This window comes from Ruegeria sp. AL1 (assembly GCF_056540905.1).
This window is the reverse complement of sequence record NZ_JBQFXP010000007.1, coordinates 226346-245904: the sequence shown is the minus strand read 5'-3', so window position 1 is coordinate 245904 and position 19559 is coordinate 226346. Positions and strand designations below refer to the sequence as shown.

The following is a 19559-nucleotide window of genomic DNA, read 5'->3' as shown; positions in this document are numbered from 1 at the left end:
CTTTCAGAGTTTGGTGTCAGACGATCCGGTGACCGGCGTCGCGAAGATGATGTGCCAGCGCGGCGATATGCTCTGGCCCAACCTCGCAGCAGCCACCCACGATTGTGGCTCCCTGTTCGACCCAACCCATTGCGTGCGCGGCATAGGCCGCAGGGCCCAGATCGCCGCGCTGTTCAAGCGCATCGACGGTGGGAGCATCTTGCAGAAAACCGTCGGTGATGCCGGTGAAGCCGTTGGCATAGGCCCCGAAAGGCAGGCCCATCGGGGCCAGAATGTCCAGCGCCGCCGGGATCGCTTCGGGGCGTGAGCAGTTGATCAGCACAGCCTCGGGGCGGAACCGTTCGAGCACGGGGGCAATGTCGCCCAGCGGCTCGCCCGAGCGAAGCCGCGTGCCGTCGTCATCCTTGACCGAAAAGCCGATCCAGACGGGTTTGCCGTGCCCTTCGACACCGCGCAGCGCGCCTTCGGCTTCCTGTAGCGACGACACGGTTTCGATCAGGAGCAGATCGACACGGTCGGCCATCATCGCGGCCAGTTCACCGAATTTCTCGGCAGCCTCGTCGGGGTCGGGGTTCAGGTCGGGGCGGTATGTAGCCAGCAGTGGACCCAACGCCCCGGCAATCCGGCCACCATGGCCCGAGCGGGCGTGTTCTGCTTGCGACAGGGCTGCGTCGATCAGGGCAGGCAGTTGATCCTCGATCCCTTCGCGCACAAGGCGCGAGCGATGGATGGCATAGGTATTCGTGGTCGCGACCGTGGCACCGGCGCGGAAATAGGCGTCATGGACTTCGGCCAGAATGGCGGGCTTGTCGATCATCACGCGGGTGGACCAAAGCGGCGTCGGCCGGTCGCCGCTGCGCTTGACCAGTTCCTGCCCGATTGAACCATCCAGAAGTGTGATGTCAGCCATGTTCGTCGTCCTTAAGGGATCAGCACCAGTTTTCCAGGCAGTGTTTTCGACTGAAAGTCCTCTTGCGCCTGCGCAATGTCTTTCAGCGGATATGTCTTTGAGATCAGCGGTTTGATCCGATCCGCGTTTATCAGTTCGACCAGACGGCCAAAGACCTCGAACGCCTGATGGGTGCAGCCGTGGATGGTGATGTCGCGCAGGTAGATATCGCGCAGATCGGTCTCGACGATGGGCCCGGCGATAGCACCCGAGACAGCATAGTGGCCGCCGGGTTTCAGCGACAGGATCAGTCCGGGCCACGCGGGGCCTCCGACCACATCGATCACCGCGTCGAACATGTCTTTTGGCAAGGGCGCATTCCGGTCGAAGGTTTCCGCCGCGCCTTGACGTGTGACCACATTCGCTTTGGTCGCGCTGGTGACGGCGTAGACATGCGCGCCCCGGATCGCGGCCAGTTGCACGGCGGCAAGGCCAACGCCACCCGATGCGCCGGTGATCAGAACCTTTTGGCCAGCGGTCGCGCCCGCACGGGTCAATAGGTTCTCGGCCGTACCAAAGGCGCAGGGAATGGCGGCAATTTCGATGTCGGACAGGGGCGAGGTCGAGACGTCATAGAGGTCATCCGCCTCGACCAGACAATATTGCGCAAAGGCCCCGTCAAGCTCGGAGCCCAGCGCGATGAACCCGGTCGGTTTTCCGGGGCTCGGGCGCGGCAGGTTGATCGGGCAAGTCACACGCTGACCCGGTTGGAAGCCAGTCTCGGGGCCAGCCAGTTCGACAATGCCACACAGATCGCCGCCCTGAATGCGCGGGAACTGCAAGGCTCCGCCCCAGCCACCTGCATCCACGTCCTGATCAACCGCATCGGTTGCACCGGTCACCTCCGATGAATACCAGCCGACCCGCGTGTTGATATCGGTGTTATTCACCCCGGCTGCAGCGACCCGGACGAGGACCTGACCGTGTCCGGGGCTAGGCACGGGGATATCCTCGCGCCATTCCAGCGCATCCGGCCCGCCGTGACGGGTCAGGTAGACACCTTGCATGACGCTTGGAACGCCCATGGATCAGGCCCGCAACCGCTCGTTGACCGGGTCCCAAAGCGGTTGATCCTCTTGCACCACGGCGGGGTATTTCTGGCCGTAGATTTCAACCTCCAACGCGGTGCCGGGGTTCGCCAGTTCAGCCTTGATCATACCCAGCGCGATCGACTTGCCGACACGATATCCCCATGCGCCCGAGGTCGTCTCGCCGACGATCTGATCACCCTGCCAGATGCAGGACATGTAGGGCGCGTCGCAGTCACCGGCCTCAACCGTCAGAGTGACAAAGGATTTCTTCACGCCCTGCTGCTTTTCGTTCAGGATCGCCGCCTTGCCGGGGAAGTCTTGTGGCTTGTCCAGCTTGACGAACCGCTCCAACCCGCCTTCCAGCAGCGAGTAGTCGGTGGACAGGTCACCCTTCCACGCGCGATAGCCTTTTTCGATCCGCAGCGAGTTCAAGGCATACATCCCGAACGGCTTGGCACCCGCTTCGAGGATCGCGTCATAGATGGCGGGCATGTCCGCGTTCTCGGCGTGGACCTCCCACCCAAGCTCTCCGGCGAAGGACACGCGCAAAAGTGCCACCCATCCGCCCTTGATCTCGCTTTCCTGAAAGCTGAGCCACGGCAGGCTCAGGTCGGCATCGCAGACCTTGGCCAGAACCTCGCGCGATTTGAGGCCGGTCACGATCAGCGTGTCCATCCGCGTGGTCCAGTCTTCCAGCGTAAAGGCGGCATTGGCAGGCATGTGGCGTTCAAGCCATTCCCGGTCATGCCATTGGGCGGTCGCCGCTGTTACCAGTACGAACAGGTCTTCGGCTTCGCGGGTTACGGACATCTCGGTCAGGATGCGGCCGCGATCATCCGAGAAATAGACCAGCCCGACGCGACCAATCTTGGGCAATGACCCGGTCACAAGCCCTCGCAGCCATTCGTCCGCGCCGGGCCCCTGAATTTTGAACCGCGAGAAACCCGGCAGGTCGAGCACGCCACAATGATCGCGAACCGCCTCGCATTCTTCCTTGATCCGCTGCTCCCACGGGCCCGAGCGGCCCCAGGTATGCGTGGCCTCAAGCGAGGTATCGTCGCCCGGCTTGGCGAACCAGTTGGCGCGTTCCCAGCCGTTATAAGCCCCCATGACACCGCCCAGTTCCTTGACCTTGGCGTGAACGGGCGAGACTTTCTTGTCGCGCGCCGCAGGCCATTCATGATGGGGGAAGTGCATGGCGTATTCGTTGCCATAAACTTCCATGCCCTTCTGGTTGCAGTAGTCCTGATCGGTGTAATCCGTGTAACGACGCGGATCGACGGCCCACATATCCCATTCGGTGTGGCCATCGACGATCCATTCGGCCAGCACTTTGCCTGCGCCGCCGCCTTGCGCGATGCCAAAGGTAAAGCTGTGCGCTTCGAACGCGTTTTTCACGCCGGGCATCGGGCCGATCAGCGGCAGACCATCCGGCGCATAAGGGATCGGACCGTTGATGACACGACCCACGCCCGAGGTTGCCATCAGCGGCACCCGCTCCATCGCGTCGGTGACGATATCCTCGATCCGGTCCAGATCGTCGTTCCACAGCTGGAAGCTGAAATCCTCGGGCATCGGATCGTCCTCGGTCATCCAGTGGCCCTTGCAGTTGCGCTCATAAGGTCCGAGGTTGAAGCCGTTCTTCTCCTGCCGCAGGTAATAAGACACGTCCACGTCGCGCAGCAAAGGCAGCTTGCCGCCGTTTTCCTTGGACCAAGCTTCGACCTCGGGCACTTCGTCGGTCAGCAGGTACTGATGGCTCATGACCATGGCCGGAACGGTTCGCCCGCCAAAGGGTTTGAACATCTCACCCACGCGCTGCGCGTAATATCCGGCAGCGTTGACCACATAATCACAGGCAATGTCGCCCTTCTCCGTGTGGACGGTCCATGTGCCATCCTCATGCTGGGTCACACCCGTCGCGGGACAAAAGCGGATGATCTTCTGGCCAAGATCGCGCGCGCCCTTGGCCAGCGCCTGCGTCAGCTGCGCCGGGTCGATGTCGCCATCGGTCGGGTCGTAGAGCACGCCCTCAAGGTCATGGGTTTCCAAAAACGGATAGCGCTCTTTGGCCTCTTCCGGCGTCCACATCTCCATCGCGATGCCCTGATAGCGACCCATGGAACAGGCGCGCTCAAACTCCTGCATCCGCTCGGCGCTGTGGGCCAGACGGATCGAACCCGAGACATGGTAGTTCATCGGATAGTCGACCTCATCCGCCAGCCGCGCATACAGCTCGGTCGAATAGCGCTGCATGTTCATGATCGCCCATGAGGTCGAAAAGGTCGGCACATTCCCTGCCGCGTGCCAGGTGGAGCCCGCTGTCAACTCGTTCTTTTCCAGCAAAACGCAATCGGTCCAGCCTTTCTTGGCCAGATGGTACAGGGATGAGCAGCCGACAACGCCGCCGCCGATGATGACCACACGGGCCTTGGTTGGAAAGTCACTCATGCGCTTGGGTCCCTGTTAATGTGCCCGTTGGGGCAGATCGTCCTGAATGTCGTAATAGTCGCCCTTGTCGGCGACAAAGATGTGCTGGGCGAGCCTCAGCCCCGTCGGTTCGTCCAGTGACCCGACCGAGACAGCAATCGTGTCCTCATCCTTGTGTTGCCAGAACAGGAACGAGCCGCAGGCGCTGCAGAACCCGCGTTTGGCGATGTCCGAGGCGCGAAACCAGCCCAGCGTCTCGCTGGCGGTAAAGCTGAGGTTGTCCTGATGCGTCACGCTTGAGGCCCACAGATGCCCCGACTGCCTGCGGCACTGGCCACAGTGACAGGCATTTGGCGGGGTCAGGTCTCCGTCAATGGTGAACGCGACCTTGCCGCACAGGCAGGACCCTTTGTGCATATCTTTACCCCTTTGCTGTGGGCGTGGTGCTGGTGCCCAGCAACACGCCGTAGATGATGAAACAGGTCGCCATGATGCGGCGCACCCATATGTTGAACACAGCGCCCAGCGCCGCTTTGCCCATCAGCGCACCCAGCAGGGTAAAGCCTGTATAGCTGAGCGTGGTAATGACCAGCGCGGTGGGCATGATGACCTCCATCTGCTGCCAGATCGGAACCTCCGGCTGCACGAATTGCGAAAAGGCCGCGAGGTATCCGGCCACGCTTTTGGGGTTGATCGTCGCCACGGCAAGCGCATGCAAATAGATGTGCCGCGCGGGCCGTTCCGAGGCGGGCGCGGGCTTACTGGCGTTCATCCAACCGCGCACCCCCATCCAGATCAGGAACCCAGCTCCGATCAATTTGGCGACGAAGAACCCGGTGGGTGAGGCCGCGATCAGCGCCGTGACGCCCAGCGCCGACAGGATCAGAAACGCACTGGCCTGCGTCAGGATTGCCAGCACGCCGAGCATGGCCTTGGGAAACGGCAGGCTCATGCCGTTTGAGATGCAATTGACCGCATTCGGCCCCGGGGTGGTGACGAACACCACCCAGAACAGTGCGAATATGGTCCAGGCCTCGAAACTCATCAGTACACCGGCGGCGCGATGACCCAGACGGCCACGGCGGGCTCATCATAGGGATTGGACCAAAGATGGCTTTCATTCCGAATGCGGAAACTGTCTCCGGGACCAACAGTGAACGAACGATCCCCGATGGTCAGGTCCAGCTTGCCGGACAGGATATAGCCCACCTCTTGCGTCGGACGCAGCGTGGGCGTTTTCAGACGGGATCCGGGTTGGAACGTGGAATGGACGACTTCAAAGTCATCGGTCAGATCGGGTGAGAGCAATTCCTCGATCAGACCTTCCTCGCCGGATCCCATCTTTCGACGGGACCCCGCGCGAACGACAAGGCCCTGTTCGTCGGCAGGGGCTGCGGATTGGCCGAACAGCATGGACATCGGAACGTTGAGGCACTGCGCAATCTGCCGCAGGTCCGAGATCGAAGGTTCGGACTTGTCCCGCTCGACCTGACTGAGCCAGCCGACCGAGCGATCCAGCCGCGCCGCGATCTCGGTCAGTGTCAGACCCCGCGCTTTGCGCAGGGCGCGCAGATCGGCACCAAGAGAGGCGCTATGAGGGGCCTGGCTGTTCAAAATGCGCTCCGATCTTCGTGAAATTTTCAGCTTAAATTTCACGATGCCTCGAATCGGTGAAATTTCAAAGCATTTTTTCACTTGGGTGCGTCGAATCCTTTGGCTATGCAGGCAGCATGTGGATTGCAGTGCTGTACCTGTGGGTGATCAACGCCCTGACTTTGCTGGCTTTTGGCTGGGACAAGCTGCGCGCGCGCCGGAAAAGATGGCGCGTGCCCGAGCGGCGTTTGCTGTGGCTGGCGGTTCTTGGCGGTAGCCCCGGAGCGGTGCTGGGGCGATGGATCTTTGGGCACAAGACGCGTAAGACAGGCTTCTCGGCCAAACTATTCGCCATTCTGGCCGTCCATGGCGCGCTGATCTTTGTTCTGATGACCGAAATTCTTCCGGTTTCGTAGAAACACCCGGTGCACGGCGCGGGTTTGGAATGACCGGTGCACCACTTGTCTGTTACATTGACGTGATCTCTGGTTGCAGAGGTTTTTTCAGATATTCAAGAGGGTTGGATCGAAAATGGAAAACGGGCTCGGTTTCTTTGATATTGTCTGGTCGATTTTTTGGCTGTTCCTGATGGTCGCCTGGTTCTGGGTGATGATATCGGTGGTCGCGGATGTCTTTCGCTCAAAAGATCTGAGTGGGTTTGCCAAGGCGATCTGGATTGCCTTCGTCATCCTGATCCCCTGGCTGGGCGTGCTGGCCTATCTGATCGTGCGGGGCGATCAGATGCATCAGCACAATGTCGATGCGATGGAACAGATCGAAAAGGCACAGAAAGACTACATCCGGTCGGTCGCAAATGTTTCGACCGCCGATGAGCTTGAACGGCTGGCCGCGCTCAAAGAAAAAGGCGTGCTGACGGATGAGGAATTCGCCAGCCAGAAAGCCAAGATTCTGTCGGCCTGAGACCTGAGTTAAGTTTCGGTTGAAGGGGCGGATTGACGCCGCCCTTATCCTTTGAAGACGCGCGTCAGGATCGCGCCTAGCTCGCGCGCATCCCGGTCGGAAAACGCGTCAGGCTGATCGCTGTCGATGTCGAACACGGCGATGACTTCGCCATCGCGGTTTCGAACCGGTAACACAAGTTCGGACCGCGTGGAGGACGCGCAGGCGATATGCCCGGGAAAGGCATCAACATCCGGGACTAGCTGAACCTCGGCTGTTCGCGCCGCAGCGCCGCAAACGCCGCGATCAAATGGGATGGTCAGGCAGCCATGCCCGCCCTGATACGGGCCGATTTTAAGCATTCCCGGCTCGGTCACCCGGTAAAATCCGGTCCAGTCAAAGCGGTCGTCCGAATGGTGCACCTCACAAGTGACGGTGGCCATCAGAGCGACCTGGTCCGTTTCGCCTGCGGTCAGCGCGGCGATGGTTTTTGCGAGGGTGGTGTAATCGACAGTCATGCGGCCTGACCTTGTTGAGGGTGCAGGGGGCGCGGCCCCCTCTTGAGCCTGCGGCTCAATTCACCCCCGGAGTATTTGGAAAAAGATGAAGGGTCAAACCCGTTCGACAGCGATGGCGGTGCCTTCACCACCTCCGATGCAGATGGCGGCGACACCGCGTTTGAGGTTTCGTTTTTCCAACGCGTTGAGCAGTGTTACCATGATCCGCGCGCCTGATGCCCCGATCGGGTGACCCAAGGCGCAGGCACCGCCGTTGACATTGACGATGTCACGCGACAGGCCCATCTCGTGCATGAAAGCCATCGGCACAACAGCGAATGCCTCGTTAACCTCCCAAAGATCCACGTCTTCTTTTGACCAGCCGAGGCGGGCCAGCAGTTTTTGTGTGGCGGGAATCGGTGCCGTTGTGAATAGGCCGGGAGCCTGCGCATGGCTGGCGTGACCGGCAATGCGCGCACGTACAGTCAAAGAGTCGGCCTCGGCCGCGTCGGTCGATGCAAGCATCAATGCAGCCGCACCGTCAGAAATTGACGAGGAATTTGCAGCCGTTACTGTACCGTCCTTGCGGAAGGCCGGTTTCAAGGTCGGGATTTTCTCTGGTCGCGCCGATTTTGGCTGTTCGTCGCTTGCCAGCACGGATGTGCCCTTGCGTGTTTGTACAGTGACCTCGGTGATTTCACCGTCGAACGCGCCGCTGTCTTGGGCGGATAAGGCGTTGGACAGCGACTGCAGCGCGTATTCATCCTGAGCTTCGCGCGTGAACTGATAGGCTTCGGCACAATCCTCGGCGAAGGTGCCCATCAAACGACCCTTGTCGTAGGCATCTTCCAAACCATCGAGGAACATGTGGTCGACGACCTGACCATGGCCGATGCGGGCACCGCCGCGCATTTTCGGCAGAAGATAGGGTGCGTTGGTCATACTCTCCATACCTCCGGCAATCATGGTATCGGCATGGCCGAGTGCGATTTGGTCATAGGCCATCATCGCAGCTTTCATGCCCGAGCCGCACATCTTGTTGAGTGTGGTGGCCGGAACATCCTGCCCCAACCCTGCAGCAAACCCCGCCTGACGGGCCGGAGCCTGCCCCTGACCGGCAGGTAACACGCAGCCCATCAGAACTTCGTCAACGGTTGCGGCACCAGCTTCCGCCAGCGCGGCGCGAATGGCAGCACCGCCAAGTTCGGTCGCCGGAACGCTTTCAAACATTCCTTGAAACCCGCCCATCGGCGTGCGTGTGGCCCCGGTTATCACGACTTCCTTCATGTGACCCCTCCGTCAAAAATTCAGCCTCTGGATACCGAATGGTAAGAAATGCAGTCTAGCGTATTTCTACCAATAAATTTCAAATCTGAGGACGGCGATCATGACGCTCAGCAGTTCCATGGCCGGGGAAACCCAGGTCATCACCGTTCATTGCAGCCGGATTGACGCGGCGATGGCGATTCAGTTCAAAGAGGATATGCGCGCAGAGACCGTCGATGGCGCGTCGCGGGTGGTTTTGGATCTGTCTGGGGTCGAGTTCATCGATTCAAGCGGGCTTGGCGCCATTGTCGCTTCGATGAAACAACTGGGAAATGACCGAAAACTGGATCTGGCCGGTTTGCATCCCGTTGTGGAAAAGGTGTTTCGCCTGACCCGCATGGACACCGTCTTCCGGCTGTTTGCCGGCTTGGATGACGCAATAACTTCGGGCCGCGTCTGACGCCGCCCCGGATTGGATCATCGTGGTGTCTGACCGTGAAGAAAACTGCCTGGACCTCAGCTTTCCGGCGGTAGATGCGCATGCAAGCCAAGGCATCGAGACGCTGAGCACGCGTTTACGGACGCATGGGCTTCCGACAGACAAGGCGGATGATATCAGAATTGCCGTGACCGAGGCGATCAACAATGTGGTCGAGCATGCCTATGCAGGCGTCGTGCCCACTGAGATCATGGTCAGTTGTCGTCTTTGCAAGAAAATGTTGGACGTCTCAATCTCGGACAAGGGCAATCCGATGCCGGATGCCGGTGTGCCCGACGGAACTCCGGCGACGGTTGAAACAGAGCTTGCGGATTTGCCGGAAGGTGGGTTTGGCTGGTTCCTGATCCGCAAACTGACAAGCGAAGTGCAATACCAAAGGGTCGAAGGAACAAACACATTGCGTCTTAGGTTTGTGTTTGCGGACATGAAGTAAGCAATGTCAAATGCCACAATAACGCCCTGATCGGACCATTGTCGTGCCTCAAACAACGGTCAAAAAGACAGGGTAGCTCAGATAGCTTCCCTCGGCGTCGAACGTCACAGCCCCCACCCAGTGAACGGCGCCGAGGACCTCCCCCTCTGATTTCATTGGACTATGCACGCAGCCGACATACTGTCTGTGCGAAACCACGCAGAGGACCCCAGCATGCGCGACTTGCACCAACCAGGCCGTTCCGAAGTTCTGGCAACCGAAGGAATGTGCGCAACGTCTCATCCATTGGCCGCAAAGACTGCTTTGGACATTCTGCAAAGCGGCGGAAACGCGATGGACGCGGCGATTGCCGGGGCGGTCTTGCTAGGTTTTTGTGAGCCGCAGATGACCGGTCTGGGCGGAGATTGCTTTGTCCTGTTCAACCGGGCGGGCGAAAACGGAATCAGGGCCTTGAACGGATCGGGGCGGGCTCCGGTTGCAGCGGATGCACAGGCGCTGCGGGACAATGGTCTGGACACCATTCCGGTGACAAGCACAGATGCGGTAACAATACCGGGGGCGGTGGATGCGTTTTGTCATCTGGCGCAGACCGAAGGGCGGCTGGGGCTGGATGCGATCCTGCAACCTGCCATCCATTACGCAGACGCCGGCATCCCGGTCGCCTCGCGTGTTGCTTACGACTGGGTCAACGGCACGAATGCGTTGCAAGGCGCGGCACGGCGTCACTATTTGCGGGACGGCAGGGCCCTTGGGACAGGTGATATTTTTCGCGCCCCTGGTCAGGTAGAAGTCTTAAGGCGTCTTGCCCGAGACGGGCGCGCGGCGTTCTATTCCGGCGAAGTTGCCGATGACATGAGGTCTGCGCTGACCAATCTGGGCGGTTCGCACACAGCTCAGGATTTCGAAGCGACCCGATGCGAGGAGACAGAGCCTGTCAGCGGCGATTACGGCGGAATGGAACTGTTGGAACACCCGCCCAATGGTCAGGGTGCCACAGCGATTTTACTGCTCAACATCCTGAGTCATTTTGATCTGCGCGCGATGGACCCCTGGGGCGCGGAACGCATTCACATCGAGGCCGAAGCCTCCAAACTGGCCTATGATGCAAGAAACCGCTTTATTGCTGACCCCGATCATACAGCGCGGATGGAACATTTTCTGGCCCCCGAAACAGCAAAACGGCTGGCAGGTTTGATTGATCCGAACCGTGCTATGGCGGCGGCGGCCCCGCTGACGGAATCCGTGCACAAGGATACCGTTTACATCACGGTCGTTGACCGCGACCGGATGGCGGTCTCGTTGATTTATTCGATATTCCACGGGTTTGGATCAGGCATCGCGTCTGAGAAATTCGGAATTTTGCTGCAAAACCGGGGGGCTGGCTTCAATCTGATTCCCGGGCATCCCAACGAACTGGGCCCGGGCAAACGGCCAATGCACACGATTATTCCCGGGATGCTGCGCCAGAAAGGGCAAGTTATGATGCCCTTTGGCGTGATGGGCGGGGCCTACCAACCAACTGGCCATGCCCGGTTCCTGTCCAACCTGGTGGACTATGAAACAGAGCTTCAAGAAAACCTGAATGCCCCTCGCGCCTTTGCCGATGGGGGCGTTTTAAAGGTCGAACGCGGCTATGACGTTAAAGTGCGCCAACAGTTATCCGAAATGGGCCACTCTGTTGAGGTTCCGGAAACCCCACTTGGCGGAGCACAGGCCATTCGAATCCTGGACAGTGGCGTTTTAGAGGGTGCAAGCGACCCGCGGAAGGATGGGTGTGCGCTTGGGTATTAAGCGCGCATCCGCGATCCGGCCTGATCACCGTCAGTCAGTTCAGTTGGAAGTGCAACGGATAAGACCCGTCCTGAAATGGACCGAACATATTGGGGATATCAGGATGATCGACCGGCTCTCCAGATTGGTCCTCGATCAGATTTTGTTCTGAAACATAAGCAACATAGAAGGATTGGTCGTTTTCGGCCAGCAGGTGATAAAATGGCTGATCCTTGATGGGACGACTGTCTTCCGGGATGGCCTGATACCACTCTTCAGAATTCGAGAATTCAGGATCCACGTCGAAAATCACCCCTCGGAAGGGATGTTTCTTGTGTCGGACCACTTGTCCCAGTCCGTATTTGGCATTCGTTTTAAGCATTGTTCCAGCCCCCGAACACGTTACTACATCGTTTCGGGCCCAAAAGCCAATAATTGAACTGAAATTCGGGGAAACAGTCTGTGAACATAATTCTGACAGTGTTTGAGATTGTGGCTCCGGTTTTCCTTTTGTCTGCAATAGGTTTCGCCTGGGTCAAGCTGGGATTCGAGTACCGGTTGCAATTTGTCACACGCCTGGGAGTGACGCTGGCCGTGCCCAGCCTGATTTTCGTGGCACTGATGCAGACGGACATTCCGGGTGGCGACCTTACCCTTTTCACCCTGGCGGCGATTGCGGGGCATGTGGTTCTGGCTGGCGCATTCTGGGTGTTTGTGCGTGTCGCACGGTTGGAACAGCGAACCTACCTGTCTCCGCTGATCTTCGGAAATACCGGCAACCTTGGGCTGCCGCTGTGTATCTTCGCCTTTGGTCAGACCGGGCTGGGATTTGCCGTGATCTTTCTGGCCGTGACTGCGCTGTTTTCCTTTACCTACGGGATTTATCTGGTGGCAGGGCGCGGAGCGTTTGGAAAAGTACTGCGCGAACCGATGGTCTGGGCAACGTTGCTGGGGGCGCTGTTTCTGTGGCGCGGCTGGGAAACGCCTGTGTTTTTGACAAACACGCTGGATCTGCTGGGTCAGATGGCAGTTCCGCTGATGCTGATCACCGTGGGTGTGGCGATTGCACGGCTGACAACGAAGAAACTCGGCCAGGCCATTTGGCTGTCAGGACTCAAGCTGGCGGTCTGTTTCGGTGTGGGATGGGCCTTGGCCGCAACTTCCGACCTTGGCCCGGTGGCATTCGGCGTGCTGGTGGTTCAGATGTGCGCACCCGTGGCCGTGACCTCATACCTGCTGGCCGAACGCTTTGAGGCCGATGCAGACGCGGTTGCGGGTATGGTCATGATGTCCACGCTGCTTTCTGTGGCAGCGATGCCTATAATTCTAGCTATTGTTCTGTAACGATTGTGATTTCCTCAAAGCTCAATCTGCGCTAGAATAAAAGAAAAAGGCACGAGGCACATGAGCAGAATTCTTTTCGTACTCTTCGGGGTGCTGCTTTTGGCATCCTGTGGGGGTGGCTCCAAACAGCCGCCCAGCAGACTGAACGACGCGTGCAGCATTGCGCGCGAAAAACCCGATTACATCAAGGCCTTCAAAAGCACCGAACGGAAATGGGGCGTTCCCGTCCACGTTCAGATGGCGACGATCTATCAGGAGAGCCGCTATCGCCACGATGCGCGCACCCCGCATAAATACGTGCTGGGCGTTATTCCGATGGGCCGCCAGAGCAGCGCCTATGGCTATGGTCAGGCGCTTGATGGCACATGGGAAGAATATCAGCGCGAAACCGGCAAACGCCGCGCCAAGCGGGATCGCATCCGCGATGCATCGGATTTCATCGGCTGGTACATGAACAAAAGCTACGAACGCAACGGTATTCACCCTGCGGACACGCGCAACCAGTACCTAGCTTATCATGAGGGCCACACCGGTTTCGCGCGCGGCAGTTATAATCAAAAGTCATGGCTGTTAAACGTCGCAAGCGACGTAGATGCCCGTGCGCAATTGTATCAGGCGCAGTTGGCCAACTGCCGGTATTGAAACACGAGCGGGTCAGCGATTGCCTGACCCGCGGCGTTTTCTATCGGAAAACAGGCTCGAGTCGATGCGGTCGCCTTCGGTCAGCGGGCCAAGCAATACCGTTGTCTGTCCGCCCGCATTATCGTGAATAACCCATTTGCGCAGCTCAACCGGGTCACCTGTGAACATCAGCTCGATCCGTCCGTTTTCTGGGTTTTTGGGATCTTGCGCTGTCACCACAGTCGCGGTTCCGTCAAAATCGTGTCCGACCACCATATTGGCCTGCGACAGGTTCACATTCCGCGCCAGCACCAGCGACAGAGGAGTGCGCCGCAGCGGGTATTGCTCGGGCGGCTGGTTCGATTTTGGATCAAAAATCTGCACGGTTCCGGCCCGCGCCAGCACCACCGCATCATTGGGCGGATCGTATTCAAACCGCATCTTGCCCGGTCGCTGCAGCCACAGCTTTCCGGTGCTCAGCGAGCCGTCATCATTCACCTGCGTGAACGTGGTCTGAACCGTTTTCAACTGGTTCAGATAGTTAGATATCTGCGACAGTGGCAGCTTGTCCGCCGCCCATGCGGCGGGCGCAGCCAGTGTCAGAACAAGGGCAAAAGCAATCTGTTTCATGAGACCCAGATAGTCGCTCTGCCCTTGTTATTAAATATCCTATTGCTCGGGGACGAGGATTTCGCGCTTACCCACGTGATTTGCCCCGGAAACAACACCTTCCTCTTCCATCTGCTCAACCAGCCGGGCGGCTTTGTTGTAGCCGATGGCAAGTTTCCGCTGGATATAGGAGGTCGAGCATTTGCGATCCTTGATCACAATCGCCACCGCCTGATCGTACAGGGCATCCTCTCCGTTCGTGTTGCCTCCGGTGTTCAGGCCCAGAACGGCGTCGATATTGTCGGCCTTTTCCTCAGCCGGTCCATCAACCACGCCGCTCATGTAGTCCGGCGGGCCGAACTGTTTCAGATGGTTGACGATTTCCTCGACCTCTTCATCCGACACGAACGGCCCGTGGCAACGGGTGATCTTGGCGCCACCCGCCATATAGAGCATGTCGCCCTGCCCCAGCAGTTGCTCGGCGCCCATCTCGCCCAGAATGGTGCGACTGTCGACTTTTGAGGTCACCTGGAACGAAATCCGGGTGGGGAAGTTCGCCTTGATCGTGCCGGTGATCACATCGACCGACGGACGCTGCGTCGCCATGATCAGGTGAATACCCGAAGCCCGCGCCATCTGTGCCAGACGCTGGATGCAGGCTTCGATCTCTTTGCCCGCGACCATCATCAGGTCGGCCATCTCATCGACGATGACGACGATATAGGGCATCGCTTCGGGGGCGAATTCCTCGGTCTCGAACATCGGTTCCCCGGTTTCGTCATCGAATCCGGTCTGTACCGTGCGGCTGAACAGCTCACCCTTGGCCAGCGCGTCCTTCACGCGTCCGTTGTAGCCCGCGATGTTGCGCACGCCCATTTTGGACATCTTGCGATATCGATCCTCCATCTCGCCCACCACCCATTTCAGGGCGACGACCGCCTTTTTCGGGTCGGTCACAACGGGTGAGAGCAGATGCGGGATGCCGTCATACACAGACAGTTCCAGCATCTTGGGGTCGATCATGATCAGGCGGCATTCATCCGGTGACAGCTTATACAGCAGCGACAGGATCATCGTGTTGATCGCCACTGACTTACCGGAACCGGTCGTTCCCGCGATCAGTAGGTGAGGCATCTTCGCAAGGTTCGCCACAACGGACTCGCCCCCGATATCCTTGCCCAAAGCCAATGGCAGCGCGTGGTTGCCGTCGCCAAAATCGCGGCTGGCCAGGATTTCGCGCAGCACCACCATCTCGCGATTTTCATTGGGCAGTTCGATCCCGATAACCGAACGGCCCGGCAGGGTCGACACCCGCGCAGACAACGCCGACATCGACCGCGCGATATCGTCGGCCAGACCGATCACCCGGCTGGCTTTCAGGCCCGGAGCAGGCTCCAATTCGTACATGGTGACGACAGGACCTGGGCGGACACTGACGATCTCGCCCTTCACGCCGTAGTCGTCCAGCACGTTTTCCAGCATCCGTGCGTTTTCTTCCAGCGCCTCATCGCTCAGGTGATGACGTTGAATGCTGGCCGGGTTGGCCAGCAGACCCAGCGGCGGCAGCTCGAAATCGGAGTGTTTTTCCTCGAAGGATAGTGCAGGCTGTGCTTCGGCTTGTGCGCGGCGCGAAGGTGGCGGCGCACGACGGACAGGCTGCGCGACAACTGGCTTTCGCGGCTCAGCCACCGGGATTTTGACCGCAGGGCGCGCTTGCGGCGCGGGCTCTGGCGCGTCTTCGAACACGTCGTCGAAATCTGCTTCGGCTGTAAACTCCTCATGCAACGGGTCTTGTCGCCATTCGGGTGCAGGGTCCGCAGTCAGGACCGGCTCCGGCGGCAAACCCGCCATGGTCACGGGGGGCTCGGGCGGCAATGCGTCGCCAGAGTTTGGGTTCAGGATCAGCGGGTCCGGGCCCCGGCCACGCCCTTTGGTCAGTGGCAGGCTAGGATCGGGTTCGGGCGTCATCTCTCCCGTTGCGACCTTCCGATTGCGCACGGCGGCGGAAATCTTGGATCGGATGCGGTCTTCGCCCGGCATTTCGTCGAATCCGGACACGGGTGCGCGATCGATCAGTTCGGGTTCGGGCATCGGATCCGGGCGTCGGATCAGATCAGGGATACGCGCCAACAGGCCCGGTTTTGCAGGCTCCGGTACCTCCAGCGGAGGTTCTTCGAAGACAGTATCCGAATAGGCAAGCGCGTCTTCATCCTCGGCTTCGACAGCCAAAGCACGCGCAGCCTTGCGTTCGTCCCAATGCGCGCGGCGGTCCCGTGCAGCTTGCGCCGTCGCAGACGCCCCCCGCCCCAGCACATTCATCAGCCCGTCATAAGACATGACCAATCCCAACAAAAACGCGCGAAAGCCCTTTCGGACATCCTGCCGGGTAAAGCCCAGTACAAAGACACCCAGGACCAGCATTCCTGCAGCCATCACAAGCGACATCAGCTTGACCATGAAATGCGATGCCACCGGCAGCAGCGTCAGCAGAGCCCCCATGACCGTGTCACCAAACAATCCCCCCAGCCCAAAGCTGTGGGTTGCGCGCCACGCCTCACCCGGAACAAGCGTGGCTGCATAAACGGACACAATCGCGATCCAGATCGGAGCGAATATCAGGCGCGCAATCGCCCGGTCTTCGCCAAAATGCCCGGCAAATCGCAAACCCCAGCCGATCAGCACCAAAGCGATGCTCCAGCTGCCCCAACCGACGATCATGAACAAGGGCGCGGCAATCGAGGCACCAATCCGGCCCATCCAGTTTTGCACCGGTGCATCAGTGGACACCATCCAGTTTGGATCATCCGGCGTGTATGACCAGATCATCGCAGCAGCAGCACATCCCAGCAGGATCAGAGCAATTCCGATCAGTTCCTTGCTGCGCCGTTCAATCGCGGCCTGCGTGGTGCTATCCAGTAACGGATCGCGGTTTCGCGCGTTCAATGATGCCATTTTGCCCTCGTACCTCACGAATAGATGCAGTCGCGCAACGTAATCAGCCCGCGCTGCAACTCTGTTTTTGGGGCCACCAAGGCAGCCCTGATAAATTGTTCGCCCGGGTTTTGCCCCGGATCGCCCTGAGAAAGATATGCGCCCGGCAGAACCCGAACCCCGGTATCCTTCCAGACTTTCAATGCTGTTTCTTCGCCGTTTTCGACCGGCAGCCACAGGAAAAACCCGGCCTCGGGCGACATGTATCCCTGCACACCGGAAAAGACCTCATCGGCGATGGCGTATTTTTCCTGATACAGCGCACGGTTCTCGGCCACATGGACCTCATCCGCCCAGACCTTGGCGGCTGCCGCCTGAAGCGGTAAGGGCAAGGGCGCGCCAGCGTAGTTGCGCAACTGTTTCACACGTTTGATCGTCTCTGGCCCGCCCGCGATCAGGCCCGAGCGTAGCCCGGCAAGGTTGGACCGTTTCGACAACGAGTTGAACAGGATGACGCGTTCAGGATCGGCACCCACCTGGTGCGCGACGGTCAAGGCACCGGTCGGCGCGTCGTTGCGGTAGATCTCGGAATAGCATTCGTCGGCGAAGATACGGAAATCGTATCTCTCGGCCAATTGGATCAGTTCGGCCCAGTAATCGCGTGATGCCACCGCCCCCTGCGGGTTGGCGGGCGAGCAGATATAGGCGGCTACAGTGCGGTTCAGAATGTCCTCGGGCAGGCCCGCATAGTCGGGCAGATGGCCCGTCGCTGCGGTGGCGGGCACAAAGACCGGCTCGGCCGCGACCGAAATCGAGGCGACCATATAGACCTGATAAAACGGGTTCGGGCACAGGATCACCGGCTTTTTGCCGTTCTTCTGCTCGGGGCACAGCGCCATTGCGGCGTTATACAGACCTTCTCGGGTACCGTTCAGCGCCATGACGTTGGTGTCAGGGTCCATCTCGACGCTGTAGCGGCGCTTGATCCAGTCGGCAATTGCCCCGCGCAGCTCGGGTGAGCCTTCGTTGGGCGGATAGCCTTGAAAACCCGCCGCATTTTCGGTGATGACGTCCGTCACCCAGGCTGGGAAATCATGCATCGGCGCACCGATGGTCATGTGAATAACCTCTCCGCCCGGCTGGTGGTGATCCAGCAAGGTGCGCAGACGCGGGAATGCATATTCCGGTAGGTTCGAAAACCGCTCGGGGAAATTCATAACTACTGCCTCAATGTCGGGATCATAACGCCCCGTTTGCCAGCAGGTTACAGCCCGCCTCGCGCTTCGTCCAGACAAAGCGGTGCCGAATCAGGGGATTGTGGCATTCAGGCCAAAGCCGTCTCGGCGGCGGAACCCAGCCGCAACAGCACCTCTTCGGACCGTGGGTGGCCAAACATCATCAGCCCGCAGCCGGGAGTTCCTGTGGGTAACGTCAACGCGGCCAGCCCCATCAGGTTGCCAATTCGGGTATTGCGAAGCGACAGCAGGTTTTCGGTGACGTAAAAGTCGTGATCCGTGATCAGACGCTCCAGATTGGGCGGCAGGATCGGCGCGGTCGGGGCCAGCACAGCATCAAACCCCGAGGTCGCCGCATCCCAGGCGTTTCGGCAGGCTTCAAGCTTGGCCCAGGCGGCGACGTAATCCGGGCCAGATACGGTTTTGCCGCTCCTGAAGCGCTCCAGGATTTCGGGGTACATCGCGTCCGGGTTGGCCTCGATCACATCGCGCCACAATCCATAGGCTTCGGTGGTATAAAGCACACCCGACAGCGCCATGGCCTCGGCCAGCTCCGGCACTTCGATCGGTACGATTTCTGCCCCGGCATCGCGCAACCGGGCCAGTGCAGCCTCGTGGGCCTGACCGGGGACAGCGCGCAAATCATCCCGGGCCACGGTCTGCAGATCGGCAAAGCGGCGTCCTTTCAGTGTTGCGCCGCGCAAATCGACAGGCGCACCGCCCTCAAGCAGGGCGAGCATGTGGGCGGCATCTTCCACCGACCGGGCCAGAGGCCCGACCGTGTCGAATTTCAGGCACAGCGGCACCGTGCCTTCAAGGCTCACACGTCCAGCGGTGGTTTTCAGCCCTACAAGATTGTTCCAGGCCGATGGGATACGCACCGATCCACCGGTATCCGAGCCAATCCCGCAGGCGGCCAGCCCCCACGCGACCGAGGCCGCAGCCCCCGATGACGATCCGCCCGGAACCGCATCTTCATCGTCAATGCAGGGCGGTGTTTCGGTAATAGGGTTCAGGCCCAAACCGGAAAAGGCCAGCTCGCTCATGTGGGTTTTGCCCAGACACACAGTTCCCTTGGAGGTCGCGTTGCGCAGCACCACAGCGTCGGCGCGGGGCACGCGACCGTTTAGCAGGGCCGATCCGGCTTCGGTTGCAATTCCTGCCGTGTCGAACAGGTCTTTCCAACTGATCGGCACACCATCCAGCAGCGACCGGCGCAGACCCAGATTGGCCCGTTCTTGCGCGGCCTTCGCTTCGGCCCGGGCCCGGTCATGAGTGACACGCGCATAGATGCGATCCCGATGAGGATGTGCGTCGATGGCCGACAGATAGGTCTCGGTCAACGCGACGGGGTCGATCTGGCCCATCCCGATCCCCCGGCCCAGATCACATGCTGTCATGGTCAGCCAGTCCTGCATCCCCTGCCCCCGTTCGAAGTTCCAAGCTATGAC

General features: G+C 59.7%; 20 protein-coding genes. 7 read left to right on the top strand and 13 right to left on the bottom strand.

Annotated elements, in window-relative coordinates; genetic code table 11:
• Positions 1–16: 16 nt before the first annotated feature.
• From ACRZ9X_RS13310 to ACRZ9X_RS13285, 6 genes are read right to left on the bottom strand one after another with little or no spacing between them, the layout of a single operon-like run.
• The gene (locus ACRZ9X_RS13310) at positions 17–910 is read right to left on the bottom strand and encodes a homocysteine S-methyltransferase family protein (RefSeq protein ID WP_480519594.1); all 894 of its coding nucleotides are present in this window, start codon (positions 908–910) and stop codon (positions 17–19) included.
• 11 nt (positions 911–921) lie between these two features.
• Entirely contained in the window at positions 922–1974 is a 1053-nt protein-coding gene (locus tag ACRZ9X_RS13305) for an alcohol dehydrogenase family protein (RefSeq protein ID WP_480519592.1), read from the bottom strand.
• Positions 1975–1977: 3 nt separating this feature from the next.
• The gene (locus ACRZ9X_RS13300; RefSeq protein WP_480519590.1) at positions 1978–4431 is read right to left on the bottom strand and encodes a GcvT family protein; all 2454 of its coding nucleotides are present in this window, start codon (positions 4429–4431) and stop codon (positions 1978–1980) included.
• Positions 4432–4446: 15 nt separating this feature from the next.
• Entirely contained in the window at positions 4447–4827 is a 381-nt protein-coding gene (locus ACRZ9X_RS13295) for a GFA family protein (protein WP_480519588.1), read from the bottom strand.
• A gap of 4 nt (positions 4828–4831) precedes the next feature.
• Complete coding sequence (locus ACRZ9X_RS13290) at positions 4832–5455, bottom strand: LysE family translocator (protein WP_480519586.1); 624 nt, start codon at positions 5453–5455, stop codon at positions 4832–4834.
• Entirely contained in the window at positions 5455–6024 is a 570-nt protein-coding gene (locus ACRZ9X_RS13285; protein ID WP_480519584.1) for a helix-turn-helix domain-containing protein, read from the bottom strand. The genes ACRZ9X_RS13290 and ACRZ9X_RS13285 overlap by 1 nt, the downstream gene beginning before the upstream one ends.
• A 116-nt stretch (positions 6025–6140) precedes the next feature.
• Here ACRZ9X_RS13285 and ACRZ9X_RS13280 point away from each other — a divergent pair, with 116 nt between their 5' ends.
• Both ACRZ9X_RS13280 and ACRZ9X_RS13275 read left to right on the top strand, forming a co-directional pair.
• Entirely contained in the window at positions 6141–6419 is a 279-nt protein-coding gene (locus ACRZ9X_RS13280; protein WP_480519582.1) for a DUF1294 domain-containing protein, read from the top strand.
• A gap of 115 nt (positions 6420–6534) precedes the next feature.
• Positions 6535–6924 carry an SHOCT domain-containing protein gene (locus ACRZ9X_RS13275; protein ID WP_480519580.1) on the top strand — a complete coding sequence of 130 codons (390 nt, stop codon included), beginning with the start codon at positions 6535–6537 and terminating at the stop codon, positions 6922–6924.
• A 44-nt stretch (positions 6925–6968) separates the two neighbouring features.
• On the opposite strand, the gene ACRZ9X_RS13270 is transcribed toward ACRZ9X_RS13275, so the two are convergent.
• Together ACRZ9X_RS13270 and ACRZ9X_RS13265 are read right to left on the bottom strand one after the other, a co-directional pair.
• A complete protein-coding gene (locus tag ACRZ9X_RS13270; RefSeq protein ID WP_480519578.1) occupies positions 6969–7421 on the bottom strand; it encodes a GAF domain-containing protein in 453 nt (150 codons plus the stop codon).
• A 93-nt stretch (positions 7422–7514) separates the two neighbouring features.
• Positions 7515–8687, bottom strand: a complete 1173-nt coding sequence (locus ACRZ9X_RS13265; protein WP_480519577.1) for a thiolase family protein — start codon at positions 8685–8687, stop codon at positions 7515–7517.
• Positions 8688–8787: 100 nt separating this feature from the next.
• Between ACRZ9X_RS13265 and ACRZ9X_RS13260 the strand changes: the two genes are divergently transcribed.
• From ACRZ9X_RS13260 to ACRZ9X_RS13250, 3 genes are all read left to right on the top strand, one after another.
• Positions 8788–9126: an STAS domain-containing protein gene (locus ACRZ9X_RS13260; RefSeq protein ID WP_480519575.1), complete on the top strand. Its 339-nt coding sequence runs from the start codon at positions 8788–8790 to the stop codon at positions 9124–9126.
• 25 nt (positions 9127–9151) lie between these two features.
• Positions 9152–9598 (top strand): ATP-binding protein, encoded by a 447-nt coding sequence (locus ACRZ9X_RS13255; protein ID WP_480519573.1) that lies wholly within the window; start codon positions 9152–9154, stop codon positions 9596–9598.
• A gap of 213 nt (positions 9599–9811) precedes the next feature.
• Complete coding sequence (locus tag ACRZ9X_RS13250) at positions 9812–11389, top strand: gamma-glutamyltransferase family protein (RefSeq protein WP_480519571.1); 1578 nt, start codon at positions 9812–9814, stop codon at positions 11387–11389.
• A gap of 34 nt (positions 11390–11423) precedes the next feature.
• On the opposite strand, the gene hspQ is transcribed toward ACRZ9X_RS13250, so the two are convergent.
• A complete protein-coding gene (gene hspQ / locus ACRZ9X_RS13245; RefSeq protein ID WP_480519569.1) occupies positions 11424–11750 on the bottom strand; it encodes a heat shock protein HspQ in 327 nt (108 codons plus the stop codon).
• 80 nt (positions 11751–11830) lie between these two features.
• Here hspQ and ACRZ9X_RS13240 point away from each other — a divergent pair, with 80 nt between their 5' ends.
• Together ACRZ9X_RS13240 and ACRZ9X_RS13235 are read left to right on the top strand one after the other, a co-directional pair.
• Positions 11831–12712 carry an AEC family transporter gene (locus ACRZ9X_RS13240; protein WP_480519567.1) on the top strand — a complete coding sequence of 294 codons (882 nt, stop codon included), beginning with the start codon at positions 11831–11833 and terminating at the stop codon, positions 12710–12712.
• Positions 12713–12772: 60 nt separating this feature from the next.
• On the top strand, positions 12773–13354 hold the full coding sequence (locus ACRZ9X_RS13235) for a transglycosylase SLT domain-containing protein (protein ID WP_480519565.1): 582 nt from the start codon (positions 12773–12775) through the stop codon (positions 13352–13354).
• A 12-nt stretch (positions 13355–13366) separates the two neighbouring features.
• Here the strand turns inward: ACRZ9X_RS13235 and ACRZ9X_RS13230 are convergent, their stop codons facing one another.
• The 4 genes from ACRZ9X_RS13230 to ACRZ9X_RS13215 form a co-directional block, all read right to left on the bottom strand.
• The gene (locus tag ACRZ9X_RS13230; RefSeq protein ID WP_480519563.1) at positions 13367–13963 is read right to left on the bottom strand and encodes a LolA family protein; all 597 of its coding nucleotides are present in this window, start codon (positions 13961–13963) and stop codon (positions 13367–13369) included.
• A gap of 39 nt (positions 13964–14002) precedes the next feature.
• Positions 14003–16894, bottom strand: coding sequence for a DNA translocase FtsK (locus tag ACRZ9X_RS13225; RefSeq protein WP_480519561.1), 2892 nt, complete (start codon positions 16892–16894; stop codon positions 14003–14005).
• A 14-nt stretch (positions 16895–16908) separates the two neighbouring features.
• Positions 16909–18090 (bottom strand): aminotransferase class I/II-fold pyridoxal phosphate-dependent enzyme, encoded by a 1182-nt coding sequence (locus ACRZ9X_RS13220; RefSeq protein WP_480519559.1) that lies wholly within the window; start codon positions 18088–18090, stop codon positions 16909–16911.
• 107 nt (positions 18091–18197) lie between these two features.
• Positions 18198–19526, bottom strand: a complete 1329-nt coding sequence (locus tag ACRZ9X_RS13215; RefSeq protein ID WP_480519661.1) for an amidase — start codon at positions 19524–19526, stop codon at positions 18198–18200.
• Positions 19527–19559: the final 33 nt, after the last annotated feature.

Excerpts from the sequence above, each read along its gene's own strand:
- ACRZ9X_RS13305 (WP_480519592.1), bottom strand. The coding sequence starts at position 1,974 with ATGGGCGTTCCAAGCGTCATGCAAGGTGTCTACCTGACCCGTCACGGC.
- ACRZ9X_RS13220 (WP_480519559.1), bottom strand. The coding sequence starts at position 18,090 with ATGAATTTCCCCGAGCGGTTTTCGAACCTACCGGAATATGCATTCCCG.
- ACRZ9X_RS13250 (WP_480519571.1), top strand. The coding sequence starts at position 9,812 with ATGCGCGACTTGCACCAACCAGGCCGTTCCGAAGTTCTGGCAACCGAA.
- ACRZ9X_RS13260 (WP_480519575.1), top strand. The coding sequence starts at position 8,788 with ATGACGCTCAGCAGTTCCATGGCCGGGGAAACCCAGGTCATCACCGTT.
- ACRZ9X_RS13225 (WP_480519561.1), bottom strand. The coding sequence starts at position 16,894 with ATGGCATCATTGAACGCGCGAAACCGCGATCCGTTACTGGATAGCACC.
- ACRZ9X_RS13275 (WP_480519580.1), top strand. The coding sequence starts at position 6,535 with ATGGAAAACGGGCTCGGTTTCTTTGATATTGTCTGGTCGATTTTTTGG.
- hspQ (WP_480519569.1), bottom strand. The coding sequence starts at position 11,750 with ATGCTTAAAACGAATGCCAAATACGGACTGGGACAAGTGGTCCGACAC.
- ACRZ9X_RS13265 (WP_480519577.1), bottom strand. The coding sequence starts at position 8,687 with ATGAAGGAAGTCGTGATAACCGGGGCCACACGCACGCCGATGGGCGGG.
- ACRZ9X_RS13310 (WP_480519594.1), bottom strand. The coding sequence starts at position 910 with ATGGCTGACATCACACTTCTGGATGGTTCAATCGGGCAGGAACTGGTC.
- ACRZ9X_RS13235 (WP_480519565.1), top strand. The coding sequence starts at position 12,773 with ATGAGCAGAATTCTTTTCGTACTCTTCGGGGTGCTGCTTTTGGCATCC.
- ACRZ9X_RS13270 (WP_480519578.1), bottom strand. The coding sequence starts at position 7,421 with ATGACTGTCGATTACACCACCCTCGCAAAAACCATCGCCGCGCTGACC.
- ACRZ9X_RS13230 (WP_480519563.1), bottom strand. The coding sequence starts at position 13,963 with ATGAAACAGATTGCTTTTGCCCTTGTTCTGACACTGGCTGCGCCCGCC.
- ACRZ9X_RS13300 (WP_480519590.1), bottom strand. The coding sequence starts at position 4,431 with ATGAGTGACTTTCCAACCAAGGCCCGTGTGGTCATCATCGGCGGCGGC.
- ACRZ9X_RS13215 (WP_480519661.1), bottom strand. The coding sequence starts at position 19,526 with ATGCAGGACTGGCTGACCATGACAGCATGTGATCTGGGCCGGGGGATC.
- ACRZ9X_RS13290 (WP_480519586.1), bottom strand. The coding sequence starts at position 5,455 with ATGAGTTTCGAGGCCTGGACCATATTCGCACTGTTCTGGGTGGTGTTC.
- ACRZ9X_RS13295 (WP_480519588.1), bottom strand. The coding sequence starts at position 4,827 with ATGCACAAAGGGTCCTGCCTGTGCGGCAAGGTCGCGTTCACCATTGAC.
- ACRZ9X_RS13280 (WP_480519582.1), top strand. The coding sequence starts at position 6,141 with ATGTGGATTGCAGTGCTGTACCTGTGGGTGATCAACGCCCTGACTTTG.